Source organism: Streptomyces sp. NPDC048389, assembly GCF_040706335.1.
Taxonomy (GTDB): domain Bacteria; phylum Actinomycetota; class Actinomycetes; order Streptomycetales; family Streptomycetaceae; genus Streptomyces.
On the sequence record NZ_JBEZKP010000013.1, the window covers coordinates 36,584 to 55,608 of the forward strand.

A 19,025-nucleotide genomic window follows, 5' to 3' on the forward strand; every position below is an offset into this window, starting at 1 on the left:
CGCGGGCACCGTGGTCGGCATGACGCGAACCGACAAGAACGCCGTCGAGGTACGGGGCCTCGTGAAGCACTACGGCGAGACGAAGGCGCTCGACGGGGTGGACCTCGACGTCCGTGAGGGGACGGTCCTCGGGGTCCTCGGCCCCAACGGTGCCGGCAAGACCACCCTCGTACGCTGCCTGTCCACACTGGTCGTCCCCGACGCCGGCCGCGCGACCGTGGCCGGCTACGACGTGGTGAGGCAACCTCGGCAGCTGCGCCGCACCATAGGGCTGACCGGTCAGTACGCCTCGGTCGACGAGAAGCTCTCCGGCCGGGAGAACCTCTACATGATCGGGCGGCTGCTGGACCTGTCCCGCAAGGACGCCCGCCGCCGCGCGGCGGAGCTGCTGGAGCGCTTCTCGCTCACCGAGGCCGCCGGGCGGCCCGCCGCGCAGTACTCGGGCGGTATGCGGCGCCGGCTCGACCTCGCCGCCTCGATGATCGGCCGCCCCGCCGTGCTCTATCTGGACGAGCCGACGACCGGGCTCGACCCCCGTACCCGCAACGAGGTCTGGGAAGAGGTGCGGCGAATGGTCGCGGAGGGCGCGACCGTCCTGCTCACCACCCAGTACATGGAAGAGGCGGAGCAGCTCGCGAGCGAGCTGACCGTGATCGACCGGGGCCGGGTCATCGCGGGCGGAGCCGTGGACGAACTGAAGGCGAAGGTCGGCGGGCGCACCCTGGAGATCCGGCCGAGCGACCCGGCGCAACTCACCGCCATGGCTCGGGCGGTGACCGAAGCGGGGCTCGACGGTGTCGGAGGGGTGACGACGGCCCGGGACGAAGAGCAGCTGTACGTACCGATCCTGAGCGACCGGCAGCTCACCGCCGTCGTCGGGCTGCTGGGCGGCCAGGGATTCCCCATCGCGCACATCGGCACGCATCTGCCCAGCCTGGACGAGGTGTTCCTGGCCATCACGGGCGAGAAGACCTCGCCCGTCCCCGCCGAAGCCCCCGGCACGATCCCCGAGGAGGTCGCGGCATGAGCGCGGCAGCACGTACCGCCCCCGCCGCCGCTCCCCGGGGAGACGGGCGGATCGGCCTGCGGGCCGGCCTGCGGCACATCGGCGCGCTGGTGCGCCGCAACGCCCTGCAGATCAAGCAGGACCCGGAGTCGATGTTCGACGTCCTGCTGATGCCCGTCATGTTCACGCTGCTCTTTGTGTACGTCTTCGGCGGCGCGATCTCCGGCAAGGGCAACCAGGACGTGTACGTCAACTACGTGGTCCCCGGTCTGATGGCGATGATGGGCCTCAACATCGCCATGGCCGTCGGTACGGGCATCAACGACGACTTCAGGACGGGGTTGATGGACCGGTTCCGGACGCTGCCCATCGCCCGGTCGTCGGTGCTCGTCGCCAAGATCGTGGTCGAGGTCGGCCGGATGGTGATCGCCATCGCGATTCTGCTCGGCATGGGCTTTCTGCTGGGGCTGGAGATCAAGACCTCCGCGACCGGCCTCTTCGCGGCCGTCGGGCTCTCGGTGCTCTTCGGTGCCTCGCTGACGTGGGTCTTCATTCTGCTGGGGCTGACGATGAAGACGGCGCAGGCCGTCCAGGGGGTGGCCATGCTGGTGCTGGTACCGCTGCAGTTCGGGTCGTCGATCTTCTCGCCGCCGTCGACGATGCCGGGCTGGCTGAAGACGTTCACCGACTACAACCCGCTCTCCAGTCTGGCCGACGCGGCCCGCGCGCTGATCAACGGCGGGCCGGTCGCCGAGTCGGTGTGGATGACGCTGGGCTGGACGGCGGCGATCACCGTGGTGACCGCGCCCCTGGCCGTCGCGAGGTTCCGCAGGAAGACCTGACGTCCGGTCCACGGCGGGCTCAGCCCGGTGGCATCCGCCGGGGAGGCGGCCTCCCCCAGGGAGGCCGCCGCGGGCATGCCGTCGTCATGGACGGACGGCCTGTGCGGTGCCGAGCAGGAGACGACGCACCCGCACCTCGTCCCCGCGTCGGCCACGGTTCGGTGCCGTTCCCGTTCCCGCCGGGCAGGCGGGCAGGCGGGCAGGCGGGCGGCAGGAACCGCGTACGGCCTCCTGGACGCTTCACCCCGTGTCACCGGTACGGTCTACTGCGCACCCGTCCCGCCGTGCCGTCCGGCACGCCCGCCGCATCCAGGAGCCACCTTCATGACCACCGCCGCCAGGCGCCACAGCGACCGTGCCGTCAGTCCCGTCTTCCTCGGGATCGCCGCGGTGATGGCGGTCACCGGCTGGGCGGTGTGGACCGGCTTCTCGGCCGACCCCGGGCTCGCCGTCTTCCTCTTCGTCGTCTCCGCGTGGATCGTGTCGCTCTGCCTGCACGAGTACGCGCACGCCCGTACCGCGCTGCACGGCGGCGACATCTCCATCGGCGCCAAGGGCTATCTGACGCTGAACCCGCTGAAGTACACGCACGCCCTGCTGAGCATCGTGCTGCCGGTCGTCTTCGTGATCATGGGCGGCATCGGTCTGCCGGGCGGCGCCGTCTTCATCGAGCGGGGCCGCATCAGCGGCCGCTGGAAGCACAGCGTGATCTCTGCGGCGGGCCCGCTGACGAACGTGCTGTTCGCCGCCGTGTGCACCGCGCCGTTCTGGCTGGACGCGCTGGACGGCGTGCCGGTCGCGTTCCGTTTCGCGCTCGCGTTCCTCGCACTGCTCCAGGTCACCGCCGCGATCCTGAACTTCCTGCCGGTCCCGGGCCTGGACGGCTACGGCGTGATCGAGCCGTGGCTCTCGTACAAGGTGCGCCGGCAGGTGGAGCCGATCGCACCGTTCGGCCTGATCATCGTCTTCGTGATCCTGTTCATCCCCGAGGTCAACGCCGTGTTCTTCGACGCGATCCACGGGATCATGGGGGCGCTCGGCGTGGACGAGTTCGGCATCTACTGCGGCCGAGACCTGTTCGAGTTCTGGAACGGGCAGGCCGAATTCTGCGCGTCCTCGTCCTGACGGCGCCCGGCGGACGCCCGGCGCGTCAGGCTCGCCCGGCGGCGGCCCGCTCCGCCTTCGCCCGGCGCAGGTGGTACCAGGCCATGTTCGACGACACCCCGGCGAGCAGTACCCATACGATCCCGAGCCACATGCCCTGTACGAAGGAGATCACCGCCGCGACGACGGCGAGGGCGCAGACGGCGAGCGAGTAGAGAGCGAGGCGGGGCATGGGGTACGGCTCCTGTCGTGTCCTTCAGGGGTGATACGTCCCCTCCAGTGTCCCCCATGCCCCGCCGACCCCCGCACCCGCCGACCGCCGCACCGGCCGCCGCCGCACGCGGGCGCCCGCTACACGTCGGTGACGCGCAGCCCCGCGTGTGCCTTGTAGCGGCGGTTCATCGAGATCAGGTTCGCCACCAGCGACTCCACCTGGTGGGCGCCCCGCAGCCGTCCGGCGAAGACGCCCCGCATACCCGGGATACGAGCGGCCAGCGCCTGGACGATGTCGGTGTCCGCGCGGGCCTCGCCCAGCACCATCACATCGGTGTCGATCTCCTCGATCGTCTCGTCCTGCAGCAGCACGGCCGACAGATGGTGGAAGGCCGCCGTGACCCGCGAGTCGGGCAGCAGGAGGGCGGCCTGCTCCGCGGCGCTGCCCTCCTCCGGCTTGAGCGCGTACGCGCCCTTCTTGTCGAAGCCGAGCGGGTTGACGCAGTCGACGACGAGCTTGCCGACGAGCTCCTTCTGCAGCGTCTCCAGCGTCTTGGCGTGCCCGTCCCACGGCACCGCCACGATCACCACGTCGCTGCGCCGCGCGCACTCGGCGTTGTCGGCGCCCTCGACGCCCAGGCCCAGTTCCTCCGCCGCGGCCTCGGCGCGCTCAACGGAACGGGACCCGATGATCACCTTCTGGCCGGCCCTGGCCAGCCGGTAGGCGAGTCCGCGCCCCTGGTCGCCGGTGCCGCCGAGGACACCCACGACGAGGTCGGAGACGTCGGGAAGCTCCCAGGGGTCCTTCGCCGGGGCCTTGGGCGCGGCGCCGGAACTGTCGGTACCAGTAGTAGTCATGGGGCCGACCCTACTTCGCGGGAGTTCGCGGGTACGGACGTTTCCGTTCGGGTGAGACGAGGCCGGCCCGGCCCCGCGCGGCCCCGGGCCGGTGCAGGATGCGCACCATGGATGCCGTACGCGTCGCGCTGCTGCGCGAAGTCCTCGCCGGAACCCAGTGGCCCGCGGCAACCCGGCGGTTCGCCCATGCGCTGCGTTCCGCAGTGGTGCCCCGGGGCGGCGGGCTGCTGCTGGTGGGGACGGAGGAGTACGAGCCGTGGCACATGGCCGCGCATCTCGTCGACGAGGCGGCGTGGTCGGGGCAGCCGGAGCTGGCTCCGACGCTCGTACGGCACCGGGTGGAGGCGGCGGACCCGGCGCACCTGGCCGTCGGGCTCGGCAGGATCGAGGCGGCCGGACGCGGCGAGACCCTGCTGGTGGTGGCGCCCGCGCCACCGGGCGGCGGCCTGCTGGAGCGGATCCACGACGCGCGGCGGGCGGGTGCGACGGTCCTGGCGCTCGGCGACGGCGACCCCGAGGTGCACGGCCTGGCACACGAGGCGCTTGCGGTACCGGGCGCGGGCGGCCCGGAGGGCGCGCAGGGCGCGGCGGAGATCGACATCGACACGGTGCAGCATCTGGTGAGCGCGGCGGCGGGCGAGAACTGCCTGCCCGCGCCGCGCGGCCGCTCCCGCCTGCGGGACCGGCTGTCCCGGCTGGCCGACCAGCTGACGGCACCGCCCCCGGCGCGCTGGTAGCGCCGGGGGCCCGGGGCGAAATTCGGTTGCCCGGGGCACTGAGCGGCAGGAGCATGGCCGTCCGTGACTTCCAAGCTCTCCGCCGTACTGCCCGATCTCTCGCCATGGCGGTCGTCCCGCGGCTTCCGGCTGCTGTGGACGCAGGGCCTGGTCACCTACTTCGCCAGTGCGATGGCGATGATCTCCCTGCCGCTCCAGATCAAGGACCTGACCGGCTCCCCGCTCGCGGTGGGCGCGATGGGCGCGGTGGAACTGGTCCCGCTGGTCGTCTTCGGCCTCTACGGCGGCGCGCTCGCGGACGCCGTGGACCGCCGGAAGGTGATCCTCGTCACCGAGGCCGCGCTCGGTCTGCTGGCCGGCGTCCTGCTCGTCAACGCGGCGCTGCCCGAGCCGCTGCTGTGGCCGCTGTACCTGGTGGCGGCCGGGGTCTCGGCCTGCGCGGGACTGCAACGCCCGGCACTCGACTCGCTGCTGGCCCGGATCGTGCCCCACGACCAGCTCACAGCGGCCGCCGCGCTCAACTCCATCCGCTGGCAGCTCGGCGCGATCGCCGGCCCGGCGGTCGCGGGAGTCGTGGTGGCCTACGCCGGGCACGCGACGGCGTACGGGCTCACGGTCGCCGGCTTCGCCGTCTCCGTGCTGCTGTGCCTGCGCCTGGACCCGGCGCCGCCGGCCCATGACGCCGAGAAGCCGTCCCTGCGCGGTATCGCGGAAGGCGCGCGGTACGCGTGGTCGCGCCCGGTGCTGCTGGGGACGTACGCGGTGGACCTGGCGGCGATGCTGCTCGCCTTCCCTCACACGATCTTCCCGTTCCTGGCGGACGACCTCGACGCGGAGTGGTCGCTCGGTCTGATGTACGCGGCGGGCTCGGCCGGGTCCGTACTGCTCAGCCTGACCAGCGGCTGGACCTCCCGGGTACGCAGGCACGGCCTGCTCGTGGTCTTCGGCGCGGCGGGATGGGGCCTCGCGGTCGCGGCGGCGGGCCTGCTGACGAACGTCTGGCTGGTACTGCTGTGCCTGGTGTTCGCGGGCGCCGGCGACATGCTGAGCGGGCTGGGCCGTTCGACGATCTGGAACCAGACCATCCCCGACGGCCTGCGCGGGCGGCTGGCCGGCATCGAGGTCCTCTCGTACAGCGTCGGCCCGCAGCTGGGCCAGGTGCGCGCGGGCGCGATGGCGGGCTGGACGGGGACGCGGCCCGCGATCTGGGGCGGCGGGCTGGCGTGCGTGGCGGCGGTGGGCTTGCTGGCGGCGGCGCTGCCGAAGCTGGTCACGTACGACGCGGACACGGACCCGGACGCGGCGGCACGACGGGCGGCGGGGGCGTCCGACGCGGCGGGGGCGGGGGCGGCGTGACGGGGCGGCGGGTGCGGGCGGCGGGCGTTTCCCCTGCCCACCCCTTCCCGAACCGGGGGCTCTGCCCCGCCCCCGCGCCTCAATCTCCCCCTACGGCCCGGCGGCCGTGGGAGGTGCCCCCAGCGGAGCTGCGTATGCAGCCCGCCCGGCGATCGAGGGCACGGCCGAAGGCCGTACGGGGTCCGGGGCCTGCCCCGGTTACGGGGAAGGGGCGGGGTGGGGACAAGCCCCGCAGCGGCGCCGCCCACGGCCTCCACCCGCCGGCCCCCGTCAGTCGTCGTCCGTCGGGCGCGAATCCGGGCCCGCATCCGCGTCGTGCCAGCGGGGGTCGTTCTCCCACTCCAGGTTCCGCTCCTGGGCGGTCTCCATCGCGTGCGTCGCCTCCGCCCGCGACGTGTAGGGGCCGAAACGGTCCTTCGCCGGGCACTCCGGGCCTTCCTCGACCTTCTTGTGCTTCAGGCAGTAGTACCACTCGCCCGGCTTGCCCACTGTGCGCTTCTTGAACAGGGCCATCGTCGGCTCCTTCCTCTCAGGCCATGCTGCCCCAGCCGGGCTGGTTAGACTCGCTGCCATGTCTGGCCAGTCGCTGCTCGTACCAGGGGAGCTCTCTCCCACCCGTTCCGTCCCCGGCAACATCCGGCGTCCCGAGTATGTCGGGAGGCCCGCGCCGACCCCCTACTCCGGACCGGAGGTCCAGGACTCGGAGACCGTCGAGCGGATGCGTGTCGCGGGGCGCATCGCCGCGCAGGCGATGGAGGAGGCCGCCAAGCACATCTCCCCGGGTGTGACGACGGACGAGCTGGACCGCGTCGCGCACGAGTTCATGTGCGACCACGGCGCCTATCCGTCGACGCTCGGCTACCGCGGGTTCCCGAAGTCGCTGTGCGCCTCGATCAACGAGGTCATCTGCCACGGGATCCCGGACTCCACGGTCCTGCGGGACGGCGACATCGTGAACCTCGACGTCACCGCGTACATCAACGGCGTGCACGGCGACAACAACGCCACGTACCTCTGCGGTGACGTGGACGAGGAGTCGCGGCTGCTCGTCGAGCGCACGCGGGAGTCGCTGAACCGTGCGATCAAGGCGGTCAAGCCCGGCCGCCAGATCAACGTGATCGGCCGGGTCATCGAGTCGTACGCCAAGCGGTTCGGTTACGGGGTCGTCCGTGACTTCACGGGCCACGGGATCAACTCGTCGTTCCACTCCGGGCTGATCATCCCGCACTACGACGCGGCGCACGCCACCACCGTCATCCAGCCGGGGATGACCTTCACCATCGAGCCGATGCTCACCCTCGGTACGTACGAGTACGACATGTGGGACGACGGCTGGACGGTGGTCACGAAGGACCGCAAGCGCACGGCGCAGTTCGAGCACACGCTGGTGGTGACGGACACGGGGGCCGAGATTCTCACGTTGCCCTGACCCCGTGGGCGGGTAGCGTTCTTACCGACAGGACGTCGGGAACACATTGACTCAGGTAAGCCTGAGCAGCAGGATCGGTGGTGGCAACGGCCGTCACCGCACGTTCCCGTCCCTTCGGTCTCTGGAGGCCAGCCTTGGACGCCACCGGCACACCCTTCTCCACACAGATCCGTCTCGCCTCGCACGAGCGGCACACCACGGTGCAGACGTCCCACTTCATGGACCACCTGCTCGCGGGCCGCCTCGGCGTCGAGGCGTACGCGAGGTACACCGAGGAGCTGTGGTTCGTCTACCGGGCGCTGGAGGGCGCGGCGGAGGCACTGCGGGACGACCCGGTCGCGGGTCCGTTCATCCGGCCCGAGCTGATGCGCACCGCCGAGCTCGAACGGGACCTCGGGCACCTGCGCGGTGCGGACGTCCGCCCGGACGAGCTCGTACCGCTGCCGGCCACGGCCGAGTACGCCGCCCGGATCGAGGAGTGCGCGCGGACCTGGCCCGCCGGTTACGTGGCGCACCACTACACCCGGTACCTCGGCGACCTCTCCGGCGGCCAGGTGGTGCGCGACATGGCGGAGAAGACCTGGGGCTTCGACCGCAAGGGCGACGGCGTCCGGTTCTACGTCTTCGAGCAGATCCCGAACCCGGCGGCGTTCAAGCGCGGTTACCGCGAACTGCTGGACGCGGTGGACGCCGACGATTTGGAGAAGCAGCGCATGGTGGACGAATGCCGGCGGGCCTTCGACCACAACGTGGCCGTCCTGCGGGAGCTGGAGCGGGAGTTCCCGCTCAGTGCGTAGGGCCTTCCGCGGGGACCACGCCGTCAGGACGCGGGGCCGGGCGCGGTCACCGCGTGCGGCAGCCGGGCCCGCCCGTGGCCCGGAAGGGTCATAGGCACGGAGACGGGCGCCCGGGTGGGCCGGCCCGGTGCGGAGGCGGGTGCCGCGAGGCGTACGCGGCCGCCGATCTCGACGATGCCGTCAGGGCCGGGCGCGGTCAGGATCTGCGACCCCCGGCCCTGCGTGATGTTCAGCGCGCGGCCGAGCCGGTCGGTCAGCAGCAGCGCCGCCGTGCCGGTCGCCTCGTTCTCGACGGCGGGCCCGCTCCTCGGGAAGGCACGGGCCCGCACCCGGCCGGCCGCCTCGTCCTCCCACGCCCACGCGTAGAGACCGCCCTCGCCGGGCGGCGGGGCAGGCGGCACGTCTCCGGGCGGCACGTCTCCGGGCGGCAGGGCGGGCAGCCCGTCGACCTCCGCCGGTGACGCGTACTGCTCGAGCCGCCACGGCGGCGCCGCCCATTCGGCGCGGACGGTGATCCAGGTGAACTCGCCGTCGTGACGCGTCCAGACCTCTCCCACGGGCGGATTGACGGCTTCCAGGTCGAGCAGCCACGCGGTGCCGACGAGCGGGTTCCCCCCGAAGGGCAGGGGCAGCGCGGGGGTGTGGATGTCGACGACCCCTCGCTCGGGGTCGTCGACGAACACCGTCTCACTGAAGCCCAGTTCGGCGGCGAGCGCCTGTCGGGACTCCCGGTCCGAGTGGCGGCGCGGGTCACGTACGACGCCGAGGGCGTCGCCGTGCCGGCCGTCGCCGTCGCAGAAGACGCGCAGGACGTCGAGTTCGCCGCTCACGCCGGGCCTGTCGAGTTCGTTCACGCAGGCATTGAAGCATCCCGGGTCAGGAGCGGGCGGCTTCCCGGCGACGGACCGCGACGACCACGGCCGCACCGGCCGCGGTGGCCGCGGTGGCCGCGGTGGCCGCGGTGGCCGCGGTGGCCGAACGGCTGCGATGGCCGAACGGCTGCGGTGACCAACGCCGCGGCCGGGACACCGGCGCCGGTCGCGGCCGGTGAGCCCGTGCCGCCGCCGCACCGGGACTCCTCTCGCCGTACCGAGACGTGTCCCCCGAGCGGGGGCGCGGCGTGTCCAGCACATAGGTTCATCACTGTTCGCCTCAACAAGGCCGCTTCAACAAGCGGAAAGGACCGACGTGTTCGGCAGCCTTCTGATCGGCCTGCGCGAAGGACTCGCAGCGGGCGTGGCCGTCTCCCTCCTCCTCGCCTGTCTGGTGCGGGCGGGCCGGCACGACGCGGTGCGGCCGGTCCTGACCGGGGCCGCTGCCGCGTCCGCCGTCTTTCTGGGCTTCGGTTTCCTGCTCGAACGCGGCCCGCAGGAGCTGACGTTCGAGGCGCGCCGACTGCTCGGCGCGGTGCCGACGGCCGTGGCCGGCTGCCTGCTGACCTGGTCGGTCTTCCGCGTACGGCACATGGCCCGGCACCCGACGGCGGAGCCGGGCGCCGTGTCGCGGGCTGGCACGGCGGGCACGGCGGCTCTCGCCGTCACCGCCTTCTTCGCGGTGGGGCGGGAGGGCCTGGAGACGGCGCTGTTCGTGTGGGCGGCGGTCCGTGCCGCGACGGAGAGCGGCGGCAGCGCTGCCCCACTGGCGGGCGTGCTGCTCGGCCTGTCCACCGCCGTCGCACTGTGCGGGCTGCTGCACCGAAGGGCGTTGCGGATCACCCCGGCGAGGTTCTTCCCCTGGACCGGCGGCCTGCTCGTCGTGGTCACGGCCGGAGCGCTCACGCACGGCGTCCAGGATCTCCAGGACGCCCGGTTGCTCGGCGGGTCGGCGGACAGGGCCTTCGACATCGGCGCCGTCGTCCCGCCGGACAGCTGGTACGGGACGCTGCTCGAGGGCGTGTTCGCCTTCCGGCCGGCCCCGACCGTCCTCGAGGTCACGGTGTGGGCGCTGTATCTGGTCCCGGCGCTCTGCCTTTTCCTGGCCCCGGTAGGGTTCGGACGGTCCATGGGGGTCGAGGAGCAGAAGGCAACCGATGAGAAGGCTGGGTCGGGCGGCGACGGGGCTCGCGGTGACAGCGGTGCTGTCCCTGACGGCGAGCGCGTGCGTGACGGTGCACGGGGAGCGGGCGGTCGTCCCGTCGGCGACGACCGATGAGGCCGCGCAGGCGCTGGCCGCGTTCACCGAGGCGTACAACAAGGCCGACAAGGCGTACGACCCCGCTCTCGACGCGGCCCACGTCACCGGTCCGCTGGGGGCGATCAACCAGGCCGGTCTCAAGGCCCGCCAGGCCAACTTCCCGAACGGCAACCCGGACCACTCGCCGCTGGAGCTGTCCGACGCCAAGTTCACCATCCCGAAGAAGGCGGGCTGGCCGCGCTGGTTCGTCGCGGACACCGACTCCAACCGCGACCGGGACGACGGCGCGCAGGACAGCCGCTGGGTGCTCCTCTTCGTACGGACCGCTCCCGACGCCGGCTGGCGGGCCGCCTATCTGACGATCCTGTCCCCCGGGCAGATACCGCCCTTCAAGATGGACGAGGACGGGTACGGCCAGGCCGTCGCACCGGACGGCACCGGACTCGCGGTCGCTCCGCGGGATCTGAGCGAGGAGTACTCCTCGTACCTGCAGAGCGGGAAGCCCGACCACTTCAAGGCCGGCCCGCACACCTCGGCATGGCGAACCGACCGTGCGAAGAAGGCGAATGTGCCCGGGACGAGCACCCAGTACCTCGACCAGCCGCTGAACACGGGCGACTTCGCGCCGCTGGGCCTGGTCACGCAGGACGGCGGCGGCTTCGTGTTCTTCTCGGTGCGCAACTTCGAACGCCAGACGGCCGCGAAGGGCGTCAAGCTGAAGGTCGTGCCGGACGTGCAGGCGTTGCTGACCGGCGAGGTGAAGTCCTCGCTCACCAAGGAGCGGGTCTCGAACCTGGCGGCGGTCGTACCGCCGAGCAACGGGGGCGAGCCCGGCCAGGTGGTGGAGGTAAGAGGCCGCCTGACGGGACTGACCTCGGCGAAGGGCTCGTAGCACCGGGGCATCTTCGGGGGCACCGGGCGGGGCTCGGAGGCGGGGCAGCGGGCGGGACGGTTCTGCGGCTGGCTCCAGGGGCGTTTCGAGCGGCTCGGGGGCGGGGCGGCGCCGGACGGGTGACGGCTCCGGGTGGGCTCCGGGGCGTTCCGGGTGGCGGCTCCGGGCGAGGGCTCGGGGGCGGTGGGCTCCGGACAGGTGGCGGCTCCAGGACGCGGTGGGGTCCGGACGGGCGGCGGCTCCGGGTGGGCCGCGTCAGCGGCCGAGGGGCCAGGCCACCGCGTGGTGGTCCATGTCCAGGTTCTCGCCCGCGTACTTCGCGCACGCGTCCGTCAGCGTTTCCAGCAGCGTCAGCGGGTCCGGCAGCGGATGCTCCGGGCCCCGCACCCAGGCGACGCCCAGGTCACCGTCGCCGGGGAGCCGGGCCGGGGGCACCAGGACGTAGCTGCCGCGGCAGTGCCAGCGCAGGCCGGGGTGCTCGTCCATCGTCTCCGGATGGCAGTCCAGTGCGCAGGGCCACCACTCGTCCTCGTCCTCCGGGGTGCCGCGGGTGGCGGTGAAGAAGAGCATCCGGTCCGCGCCGACCTCCGCCACCGGGCCGACGTCGATTCCCCGCTCCAGCAGCCGGTCGAGCGCGCCGCGGCCCGCCTCGAGGGGGACGTCGAGCACGTCGTGCACCATGCCGGTCGCCGTGATGAAGTTCGCCTCCGGCTGGCCCTCGGCCCAGCGCTGAATCTGTGCCTTGTCGGTCGTGGACTGGGTCTGCCAGGCGAACGAGAGCGGATGCGTGGCCGGGGTCGGACAGCCGATGCGCTCACAGGAGCAGCGGTAGCCGACGGGGTGGGCGGCGGGCGCGAGCGGCAGTCCCACGGTGGCGGCGGCCAGCAGCAGCTCCTCGCGGCGCGAGTCCTCCGCGCCGGTGTCCCCGCTCCGGCGGCGCAGCCACTGCGCCAGCCTGCTCTCCCGGGAAGACCTGCTCGCCGTGTTGCGGTAGCGGCCGATACCGTCGCCCATCTATCCCCTCACACTTCACGCTCGTCCCACGCGGACACTTCCATGCTCCCACCATCCTGCTCCCTCGGTGGCCACAGTCCTCAACCGGGGTGGGGCACGTCGCCCTCCGGGGTGGGGCACATCCGCTGCACGGGGGCGCGCAGGAGCACGCAGGGGGGCGCGCGGATCTTGCACGGCGGCCGGGTTCGGCCGCGGGGCTTCCGGCGGCGGACCCAGGGCTTCCAGGGGCTTCCGGGGCGGACCGGGGGCTGCCGGGGCCGGGGGCTGCCGGGGCCGGGGGCTCGGGTCAGTCCCGGGGCGCCAGGCCGTTCACGGCGTAGTCCACGACCAGGTCGGCGTACTCGTGGGTGAGCGGCAGGGTACGCAGCAGCCAGCGGTGCGCGAGCGGTCCCACGAACAGTTCGAGAGCGATACGCGGGTCGATCCCGGCCCGCACCTGTCCTGCCTCCTGCGCAGCCCGCAGCCGGGTGACGTACAACTCGAGCTGCGGCTCGAGCAGCCTTTCGACGAACTGCGCCCCGACCTCCGCGTCGACCACGCCCTCCGCGGCGAGCGCACGGGCCGGGGCGTCGTAGACGGGGGTGTTCATCTCGTCGACGGTGGCGCGCAGGACGAGGCGGAGGTCACTCTCGAGGTCCCCGGTGTCGGGGATCTCGTAGCCGCCGGGACCGGCCGCGTCGGCGGCCTGTCCGGCGAGGTCGAGGAACGCCTCGAGGAGGACGGCGGCCTTGGAGGGCCACCAGCGGTAGATCGTCTGCTTGCCGACCCCGGCGCGGGAGGCGATGCCCTCGATGGTGGTCTTCGTGTAGCCGATCTCACCGACGAGGGCCAGGGCGGCGTCGTAGATCGCGCGACGGGAGCGCTCGCTGCGGCGGGAGGAGTCGGGTGCCTTCGTCTCTGTCATGTGCCTCAACCTACCAATCGACAAAACGAGACGTCTCGTCTCACCCTTCTTCACTCGCGGCCTCTCGGGGCGGCCAGGCGTCGCCCCACTCCGCGTCCCTGGCGTCCTTGTAGCGGGCCCCGTGGCGTTTGGTCACCGTGTCACGGCGCAGCCCCTCACCCCCGGTGCACAGGTCGAGGAGCACGAGACCCTTGCGGATCTGCGGCTTGCGGGTGACCCGCGCGGCCGCCGGGTCGGGCTCCAGGGGTGTCCGGGTCGCGGCGACATAGCTGAACTTCTCGTCCTCGTACGGGAGCGAGCCGCCCTTGATCTGCCGGTGCAGGGAGGAACGGGAGACCCGGGCGGCGAAGTGGCACCAGTCGGAGCCCGGCTCGATGGGGCAGGCGGCGCTGTGCGGGCAGGGCGCGGCGATCCGCATCCCGGCGGCGATCAGGGCGTCACGGGCCTCGATGATCCGCGCGTAGCCGTCGGGGGTGCCGGGTTCCACGACGACCACGGCCCGGGCCGCGCGGGCGGCCTCCGCGACGACGGCGGCCCGGTCGGCGGCGGTGAGTTCGTTCAGGACGTACGAGACGGTCACGAGATCGGTGCTCTCGATACGGAGCGCCGAACTGATACGGGAGCGGCGCCACTGCACCTCGCGGAGCGAGGGCACCTGGGAGGCGGCGGCCAGCTCACGGCCCAGCGCGAGCGCGGGCTCCGCCCAGTCCAACACCGTCGTCCTCGGCGCCGCCGCTCCGCCCCACGCGTCGGCCACGGCCCAGCTCGCGGCGCCGGTGCCGCCGCCGATGTCGGTGTGCGTGACGGGCACCCAGCCCGGCACCGCCGCCCGCAGCGCGCCGAGCGCGGACCGCACCGCCTCGAAGGTCGCCGGCATCCGGTACGCGGCGTAGGCGACGACGTCGCCGCGGTCCCGGAGGATGGGCGCGGCGGTGGGCGTCTCCCCACGGTAGTTGGCCATCAGCCGCTCGACGGCCCGCGCGGCCTGCGTCGGCGGCAGCCCGTCCAGCAACCGGGCGAGGGCGACGCGGAGGGTGTCGGCGGTGGGGGTGGTGACGGTCACCGAGAGAGTGTACGCGGGGGTGGGCGGCTGGTGCGGGGCCGCGGCACGGGGCGGCGCCGCGGGTGGGGGCCGCCGGTACGGCGTTTCCCCTGCCCGCCCCTTCCCGCTGCATCGAATGTGCGGGCTCAGCCGCGTGGCGGGGCTCCGCCGCGTGGCGGGGCTCAGCCCCGGGCCTCCCCGCCTCGACCTCCCCTACGGCCCGGCGGCCGTGGGAGGCGCCCCCGGCGAGGCGGGCGATTGCGGAACCGCGTGAAGCGCGGTACGGGGTCCGGGGCTTGCCCCGGTTCGGGAAGGGGCGGGCAGGGGGCAAGCCCGCCGCAGGCGCCACCCACCGCATCCGCACCCGTGCCCGTACCCGCGCCCACCGCGTCACACCGCCCCGGTCTCAGACCGCCTCGGGCCTCCGCTGCCACGGCCTGCACAGGCCGACGAAGCACGCCACCGCCCCCACTCCGCACACCAGCTGCACCACGGCCATCGGCACCGCCGTCCCCTCCCCCGCGATACCGACCAGGGGCGACGCGACCGCGCCGATCAGGAACGACGCCGTGCCGATCAGCGCCGACGCCGAACCGGCCGCGTGCGGCGTGCGCAGCAGGGCGAGCGCGTTGGTGTTCGGCATCGCCAGCCCCATCGCGGACATCAGCACGAACAGTCCCGCCGCGATCGGGAACAGCCCCACTTCGCCGAAGACGCCCGCCGTCATGAGGAGCAGCGCGGTCGCCGACAGGGTGATGACCGCCAGGCCGAAGCCGAGCGCCTTGTCCAGGCTGACCCGGCCGACGAGGAGTCTGCCGTTGATCTGGCCGACGGTGATCAGACCGATCGAGTTGACGCCGAAGAGCAGACTGAACGCCTGCGGCGAGGCGCCGTAGATCTCCTGCACCACGAACGGCGACGCCGAGATGTACGCGAACAGCGCGGCGAAGGCGAGTCCGCCGGTGAGCATGTAGCCGGCGAAGACCCGGTCGGCGAGCAGGCCGCGCATGGTGCGCAGCGCCTCGCCGACTCCGCCGCCGTGCCGCTTCTCCACCGGCAGGGTCTCGTGGAGCCACTTGACGACGACGAGCGTGAGCAGGACACCTACGGCGGTGAGGACGACGAAGATGCCGCGCCAGTCGGTGACGCGCAGCACCTGGCCGCCGATGAGCGGGGCGATGATCGGTGCGACGCCGGATATCAGCATCAGGGTGGAGAAGAACCTGGCCATCTCCACGCCGTCGTAGAGGTCGCGGACGACCGCACGGGCGATGACTATGCCGGCCGCGCCGGCGAGGCCCTGCAACAGCCGGAAGGCGATGAGCATTTCGGCGGTCGGCGCGAACGCGCAGATCGCGGTGGCGACGATGTACACGAGCATGCCGGCGAGCAGCGGGCGGCGGCGCCCCCACTTGTCGCTCATCGGGCCGACGACGAGCTGGCCGAGGGCCATGCCTGCGAGGCACGCGGTGAGGGTGAGCTGGACGGTCGCGGCGGGCGCGTGCAGCGAGTCGGTGACGGCGGGCATCGCCGGGAGGTACATGTCCATGGACAGTGGCGGCAGCGCCGTGAGGCCGCCGAGGACCAGCGTGACGACGAGCCCGGCCCGGCGTGCCGCGGCAACGCCGGTGGAAACGGGGGCCACCGGTGGGGGTGAGGGCGCGGATGCCGGTCCGGTTTGCGCTACTTGTCCTTGTTTGCTCTGGCCGCTCTCCGGCATCTCAGCTCCTATTCCTATTTTCAACATCTATGCTCTCAGCTCGTCCGGACTGATCGAGACCTTTTGCGCGTGAACATCGGGCAGGGACAGGGGTGGGCGAAGAATGAGCGACACCGTGCGGTGGGGCGTACTGGCGACCGGCGGCATGGCAGCCCGGTTCGTCGAGGACCTGAAGCGGATGCCGGACGCCGAGGTCGTGGCGGTGGCGTCGCGTACGGAGGCGTCTGCGAGGGCCTTCGCCGACCGGTTCGGGATTCCTCGGGCGTACGGCGACCAGACCTCGCTCGCGGCGGACGCGGACGTCGATGTGGTGTATGTCGCAACGCCGCACTCGGCGCACCGGGCCGCGGCCGGGCTGTGCCTGGAGGCCGGAAAGCCGGTGCTGTGCGAGAAGCCGTTCACCCTGAACGCGGCAGAGGCGGCGGAGCTCGTCGAACTGGCCCGCGCCAGCGGCACGTTCCTCATGGAAGCCATGTGGATGTACTGCCACCCGGCCGTCCGCCGTATCGCCGAGCTGGTGCGCGACGGGGCGATCGGCGAGGTGCGCACCGTGCAGGCCGACTTCGGGCTGGCGGGCCCGTTCGCCCCGGAGCACCGGCTGCGGGACCCCGCGCTCGGCGGCGGCGCCCTGCTCGATCTCGGCGTCTACCCGGTCTCCTTCGCGCAGCTGCTGCTCGGGGAGCCGGACCGGGTGCAGGCCGACGCGCTGCTGTCCCCCGAGGGCGTCGACCTCAACACCGGGATCCTGCTCGGCTGGTCGGACAGGGGTGCGACGGCGCTGCTGTCCTGCTCGATCACGGCCGCCACCCCGGTCACGGCGTCCGTGACCGGCACGGCGGGCCGGATCGACGTGCCCGACGGGTTCTTCTTCCCCGAGCGTTTCGTCCTCCACCGCGACGGCGAGGAGCCGGAGGAGTTCCTCTTCGACGGCCGCCGGGACTCGCTGGAGCACGAGGCGGCCGAGGTGATGCGCGCCGTACGGGCGGGCGAGAAGGAGTCCCCGCTCGTTCCGCTCGACGGCACGCTGGCCGTGATGCGGACGCTCGACGCGGTCCGTGACCGCATCGGCGTCCGCTTCCCGAGCGAGACCGTCCACGCGTGAACCGTCGGTGTGTGCAGTGCGTGCACCGTCCGCGGGCGGACCGTCGGCACGCGGACCGTCGGTGTGTGCAGTGCGTGCACCGTCCGCGGGCGGACCGTCGGCGCGTGAACCGTCCGCGCCGAACCGTCCCGCACCGCCCAGGTCCGGGCGGGACCGGACGGGACCGGACGGGACCGCGCTGAACCGTCCGGCGTCGGGCAGGCCGGGGAGTGCGGCTGCCGGGGCTAGGCCGGCTGCAGGCCGGGGTTGCCGGCCTCGGTCACGAACGAGGCCGTCGTGGTGACCGGCGCGCCCGGCGTCGTCACCGCGGCGACCGTGCGGAAGTCGGCGCGCGCCTGCTGCGCGCCGAGGGTGACCGTCACGTAGCCGCGGCGGCCGTTGTAGAACTTCAGGTGGGGGTTGGCCCGGGTGTAGGTGTCCCAGGTGGCCGGCTTGTCGGCGCCGTCCTTGCCGCTGGAGACGGAGGTGGCGACGATCTCCGTACCGACCACCTCGGCCCCGGGCGTCTCGTAGTCGCGCTTGATGTCGTACGCGTAGGCCACGTGCACGTCACCGGTGAGGATCATCAGGTTCTCGACGCCGGCGGACCGGGCGCCGTCGAGGACGCGGTCGCGGGAGGCGGGATAGCCGTCCCAGGCGTCCATGCTGAGCTTGGGGTCGGCGTTGAGGTCCAGAGCGCGCCGCGAGAAGTTGACCTGCTGCGGCACGACGTTCCAGGTGGCGGTGGAGGCGCGCCAGCCGTCGATGAGCCAGCGCTCCTGCTGCGCGCCGGTCATGGTGCGCGACGGGTCCTCGGACTCGGGTCCCGAAACGTGCGCCCGGTCGCCGTACGCCTGGTCGGAGCGGTACTGGCGGGTGTCGAGCACGTCGAACTGGGCGAGTTGTCCGAAGTGCAGCCGGCGGTACAGCTGCATGTCGGGGCCGGAGGGCTGCTGCGGCGCGCGCAGCGGCATGTTCTCCCAGTACGCGCGGTAGGCGGAGGCCCGGCGGATCAGGAATTCCTCCGGCGGTACGCCGTTCTCGGGCGTCTCGTCGGCGTAGTTGTTCTCCGTCTCGTGGTCGTCCCAGGTGACGACGAAGGGGTGGGCGGCGTGGGCGGCGCGGAGGTCGGGATCGGACTTGTAGAGGCCGTACCGCAGCCGGTAGTCCTCCAGGGTGACCGTCTCCCGGTTGAAGTGGGCGGGCAGGACGCGGTCGGTGTAGTTGCGGGCGCCGCCCGCGGAGTTCACGGCGTACTCGTAGAGGTAGTCGCCGAGGTGGAACACGACGTCGAGATCCTCGGCCGCGAGATGCCGGTAGGCGGTGAAGTACCCGTCGTGGTACGCCTGGCAGGACACGGCGGCCAGTCTCAGCTCGCCGAGGACGGCGCCGGGCGCGGGTGCGGTGCGGGTGCGGCCGGCGGGGCTGATCCAGGTGCCGGTGCGGAAGCGGTAGTAGTAGACGCGGCCCGCCTCCAGGCCGGCGGCCTCGACGTGGACGCTGTGGTTGAACTCGGGGTGGGCGGCGACGGAACCCCGCTTGGCGATCCGGGCGAAGGCGTCGTCGTACGCCACCTCCCACTGCACCTGGACGCTCGCCTGCGGCAGCCCGCTGCCCGGTTCGTATGGTTTCGGCGCGAGGCGCGTCCACAGCACGACGGAATCGGGTCGCGGGTCGCCGGAGGCGACGCCCAGGGTGAAGGGGTTCTCGGTGATCTTCCGGCCGTTGACGGTCCTGGCGTGTGCGGTGCCGGGCAGGTCGACCGAGAAGGCGAGTGCCGCGGCGGCGGCTGTGGCGGTGAGCACGGTACGCCGGCCGAGGTGCCGGGCGGCGGCCGCCCTCAACTCGGGTGAGTGGGTCGTGTGAGCGGGTGTCATGTGGCCCTCCCTGTCGGCTG

The 19,025-nt window shown here is 72.7% G+C and carries 19 protein-coding genes; 10 read left to right on the forward strand and 9 right to left on the reverse strand.

What is annotated here, in order from left to right; genetic code table 11:
- Positions 1-19 precede the first annotated feature (19 nt).
- The 3 genes from AB0903_RS12500 (at position 20) to AB0903_RS12510 (ending at position 2,973) form a co-directional block, all read left to right on the forward strand.
- Positions 20-1,027 carry an ATP-binding cassette domain-containing protein gene (locus AB0903_RS12500; protein WP_366701811.1) on the forward strand — a complete coding sequence of 336 codons (1,008 nt, stop codon included), beginning with the start codon at positions 20-22 and terminating at the stop codon, positions 1,025-1,027.
- Positions 1,024-1,848, forward strand: coding sequence for an ABC transporter permease (locus AB0903_RS12505; RefSeq protein WP_366701813.1), 825 nt, complete (start codon positions 1,024-1,026; stop codon positions 1,846-1,848). Before AB0903_RS12500 ends, AB0903_RS12505 begins: the two co-directional genes overlap by 4 nt.
- A 324-nt stretch (positions 1,849-2,172) precedes the next feature.
- Positions 2,173-2,973: a site-2 protease family protein gene (locus AB0903_RS12510; protein WP_366701815.1), complete on the forward strand. Its 801-nt coding sequence runs from the start codon at positions 2,173-2,175 to the stop codon at positions 2,971-2,973.
- A 25-nt stretch (positions 2,974-2,998) separates the two neighbouring features.
- On the opposite strand, the gene AB0903_RS12515 is transcribed toward AB0903_RS12510, so the two are convergent.
- Both AB0903_RS12515 and npdG read right to left on the reverse strand, forming a co-directional pair.
- Positions 2,999-3,184 (reverse strand): hypothetical protein, encoded by a 186-nt coding sequence (locus AB0903_RS12515; RefSeq protein ID WP_366701817.1) that lies wholly within the window; start codon positions 3,182-3,184, stop codon positions 2,999-3,001.
- A 119-nt stretch (positions 3,185-3,303) separates the two neighbouring features.
- Positions 3,304-4,023 carry an NADPH-dependent F420 reductase gene (gene npdG, locus AB0903_RS12520; RefSeq protein WP_366701819.1) on the reverse strand — a complete coding sequence of 240 codons (720 nt, stop codon included), beginning with the start codon at positions 4,021-4,023 and terminating at the stop codon, positions 3,304-3,306.
- A 107-nt stretch (positions 4,024-4,130) separates the two neighbouring features.
- Here npdG and AB0903_RS12525 point away from each other — a divergent pair, with 107 nt between their 5' ends.
- Both AB0903_RS12525 and AB0903_RS12530 read left to right on the forward strand, forming a co-directional pair.
- Positions 4,131-4,760: a hypothetical protein gene (locus AB0903_RS12525; protein ID WP_366701821.1), complete on the forward strand. Its 630-nt coding sequence runs from the start codon at positions 4,131-4,133 to the stop codon at positions 4,758-4,760.
- Between the two features lie 63 nt (positions 4,761-4,823).
- On the forward strand, positions 4,824-6,116 hold the full coding sequence (locus AB0903_RS12530) for an MFS transporter (protein WP_366701822.1): 1,293 nt from the start codon (positions 4,824-4,826) through the stop codon (positions 6,114-6,116).
- A gap of 270 nt (positions 6,117-6,386) precedes the next feature.
- On the opposite strand, the gene AB0903_RS12535 is transcribed toward AB0903_RS12530, so the two are convergent.
- Entirely contained in the window at positions 6,387-6,629 is a 243-nt protein-coding gene (locus tag AB0903_RS12535) for a hypothetical protein (protein WP_366701824.1), read from the reverse strand.
- Positions 6,630-6,687: 58 nt separating this feature from the next.
- Between AB0903_RS12535 and map the strand changes: the two genes are divergently transcribed.
- Positions 6,688-7,545 carry a type I methionyl aminopeptidase gene (gene map, locus AB0903_RS12540; RefSeq protein WP_366701826.1) on the forward strand — a complete coding sequence of 286 codons (858 nt, stop codon included), beginning with the start codon at positions 6,688-6,690 and terminating at the stop codon, positions 7,543-7,545.
- A 134-nt stretch (positions 7,546-7,679) separates the two neighbouring features.
- Complete coding sequence (locus AB0903_RS12545; protein ID WP_366701828.1) at positions 7,680-8,342, forward strand: biliverdin-producing heme oxygenase; 663 nt, start codon at positions 7,680-7,682, stop codon at positions 8,340-8,342.
- A gap of 23 nt (positions 8,343-8,365) precedes the next feature.
- On the opposite strand, the gene AB0903_RS12550 is transcribed toward AB0903_RS12545, so the two are convergent.
- Positions 8,366-9,196 carry a PhzF family phenazine biosynthesis protein gene (locus AB0903_RS12550; RefSeq protein ID WP_366701830.1) on the reverse strand — a complete coding sequence of 277 codons (831 nt, stop codon included), beginning with the start codon at positions 9,194-9,196 and terminating at the stop codon, positions 8,366-8,368.
- Between the two features lie 334 nt (positions 9,197-9,530).
- On the opposite strand from AB0903_RS12550, the gene AB0903_RS12555 reads away from it, so the two are divergent.
- Positions 9,531-10,493: an FTR1 family protein gene (locus AB0903_RS12555; protein ID WP_366701831.1), complete on the forward strand. Its 963-nt coding sequence runs from the start codon at positions 9,531-9,533 to the stop codon at positions 10,491-10,493.
- Complete coding sequence (locus AB0903_RS12560) at positions 10,381-11,367, forward strand: hypothetical protein (RefSeq protein WP_366701988.1); 987 nt, start codon at positions 10,381-10,383, stop codon at positions 11,365-11,367. Before AB0903_RS12555 ends, AB0903_RS12560 begins: the two co-directional genes overlap by 113 nt.
- Positions 11,368-11,622: 255 nt before the next feature.
- Here the strand turns inward: AB0903_RS12560 and AB0903_RS12565 are convergent, their stop codons facing one another.
- From AB0903_RS12565 to AB0903_RS12580, 4 genes are all read right to left on the reverse strand, one after another.
- Positions 11,623-12,381: a bifunctional DNA primase/polymerase gene (locus tag AB0903_RS12565; protein ID WP_366701832.1), complete on the reverse strand. Its 759-nt coding sequence runs from the start codon at positions 12,379-12,381 to the stop codon at positions 11,623-11,625.
- 286 nt (positions 12,382-12,667) lie between these two features.
- Entirely contained in the window at positions 12,668-13,285 is a 618-nt protein-coding gene (locus tag AB0903_RS12570) for a TetR/AcrR family transcriptional regulator (protein ID WP_366701834.1), read from the reverse strand.
- 40 nt (positions 13,286-13,325) lie between these two features.
- Complete coding sequence (locus AB0903_RS12575) at positions 13,326-14,348, reverse strand: small ribosomal subunit Rsm22 family protein (RefSeq protein WP_366701836.1); 1,023 nt, start codon at positions 14,346-14,348, stop codon at positions 13,326-13,328.
- 385 nt (positions 14,349-14,733) lie between these two features.
- A complete protein-coding gene (locus tag AB0903_RS12580; protein WP_366701838.1) occupies positions 14,734-16,047 on the reverse strand; it encodes a multidrug effflux MFS transporter in 1,314 nt (437 codons plus the stop codon).
- Between the two features lie 103 nt (positions 16,048-16,150).
- On the opposite strand from AB0903_RS12580, the gene AB0903_RS12585 reads away from it, so the two are divergent.
- The gene (locus AB0903_RS12585) at positions 16,151-17,149 is read left to right on the forward strand and encodes a Gfo/Idh/MocA family oxidoreductase (protein ID WP_366701840.1); all 999 of its coding nucleotides are present in this window, start codon (positions 16,151-16,153) and stop codon (positions 17,147-17,149) included.
- A gap of 224 nt (positions 17,150-17,373) precedes the next feature.
- Here AB0903_RS12585 and AB0903_RS12590 read toward each other — a convergent pair whose 3' ends face one another.
- A complete protein-coding gene (locus tag AB0903_RS12590) occupies positions 17,374-19,005 on the reverse strand; it encodes an alkaline phosphatase D family protein (protein WP_366701842.1) in 1,632 nt (543 codons plus the stop codon).
- Positions 19,006-19,025 lie beyond the last annotated feature (20 nt).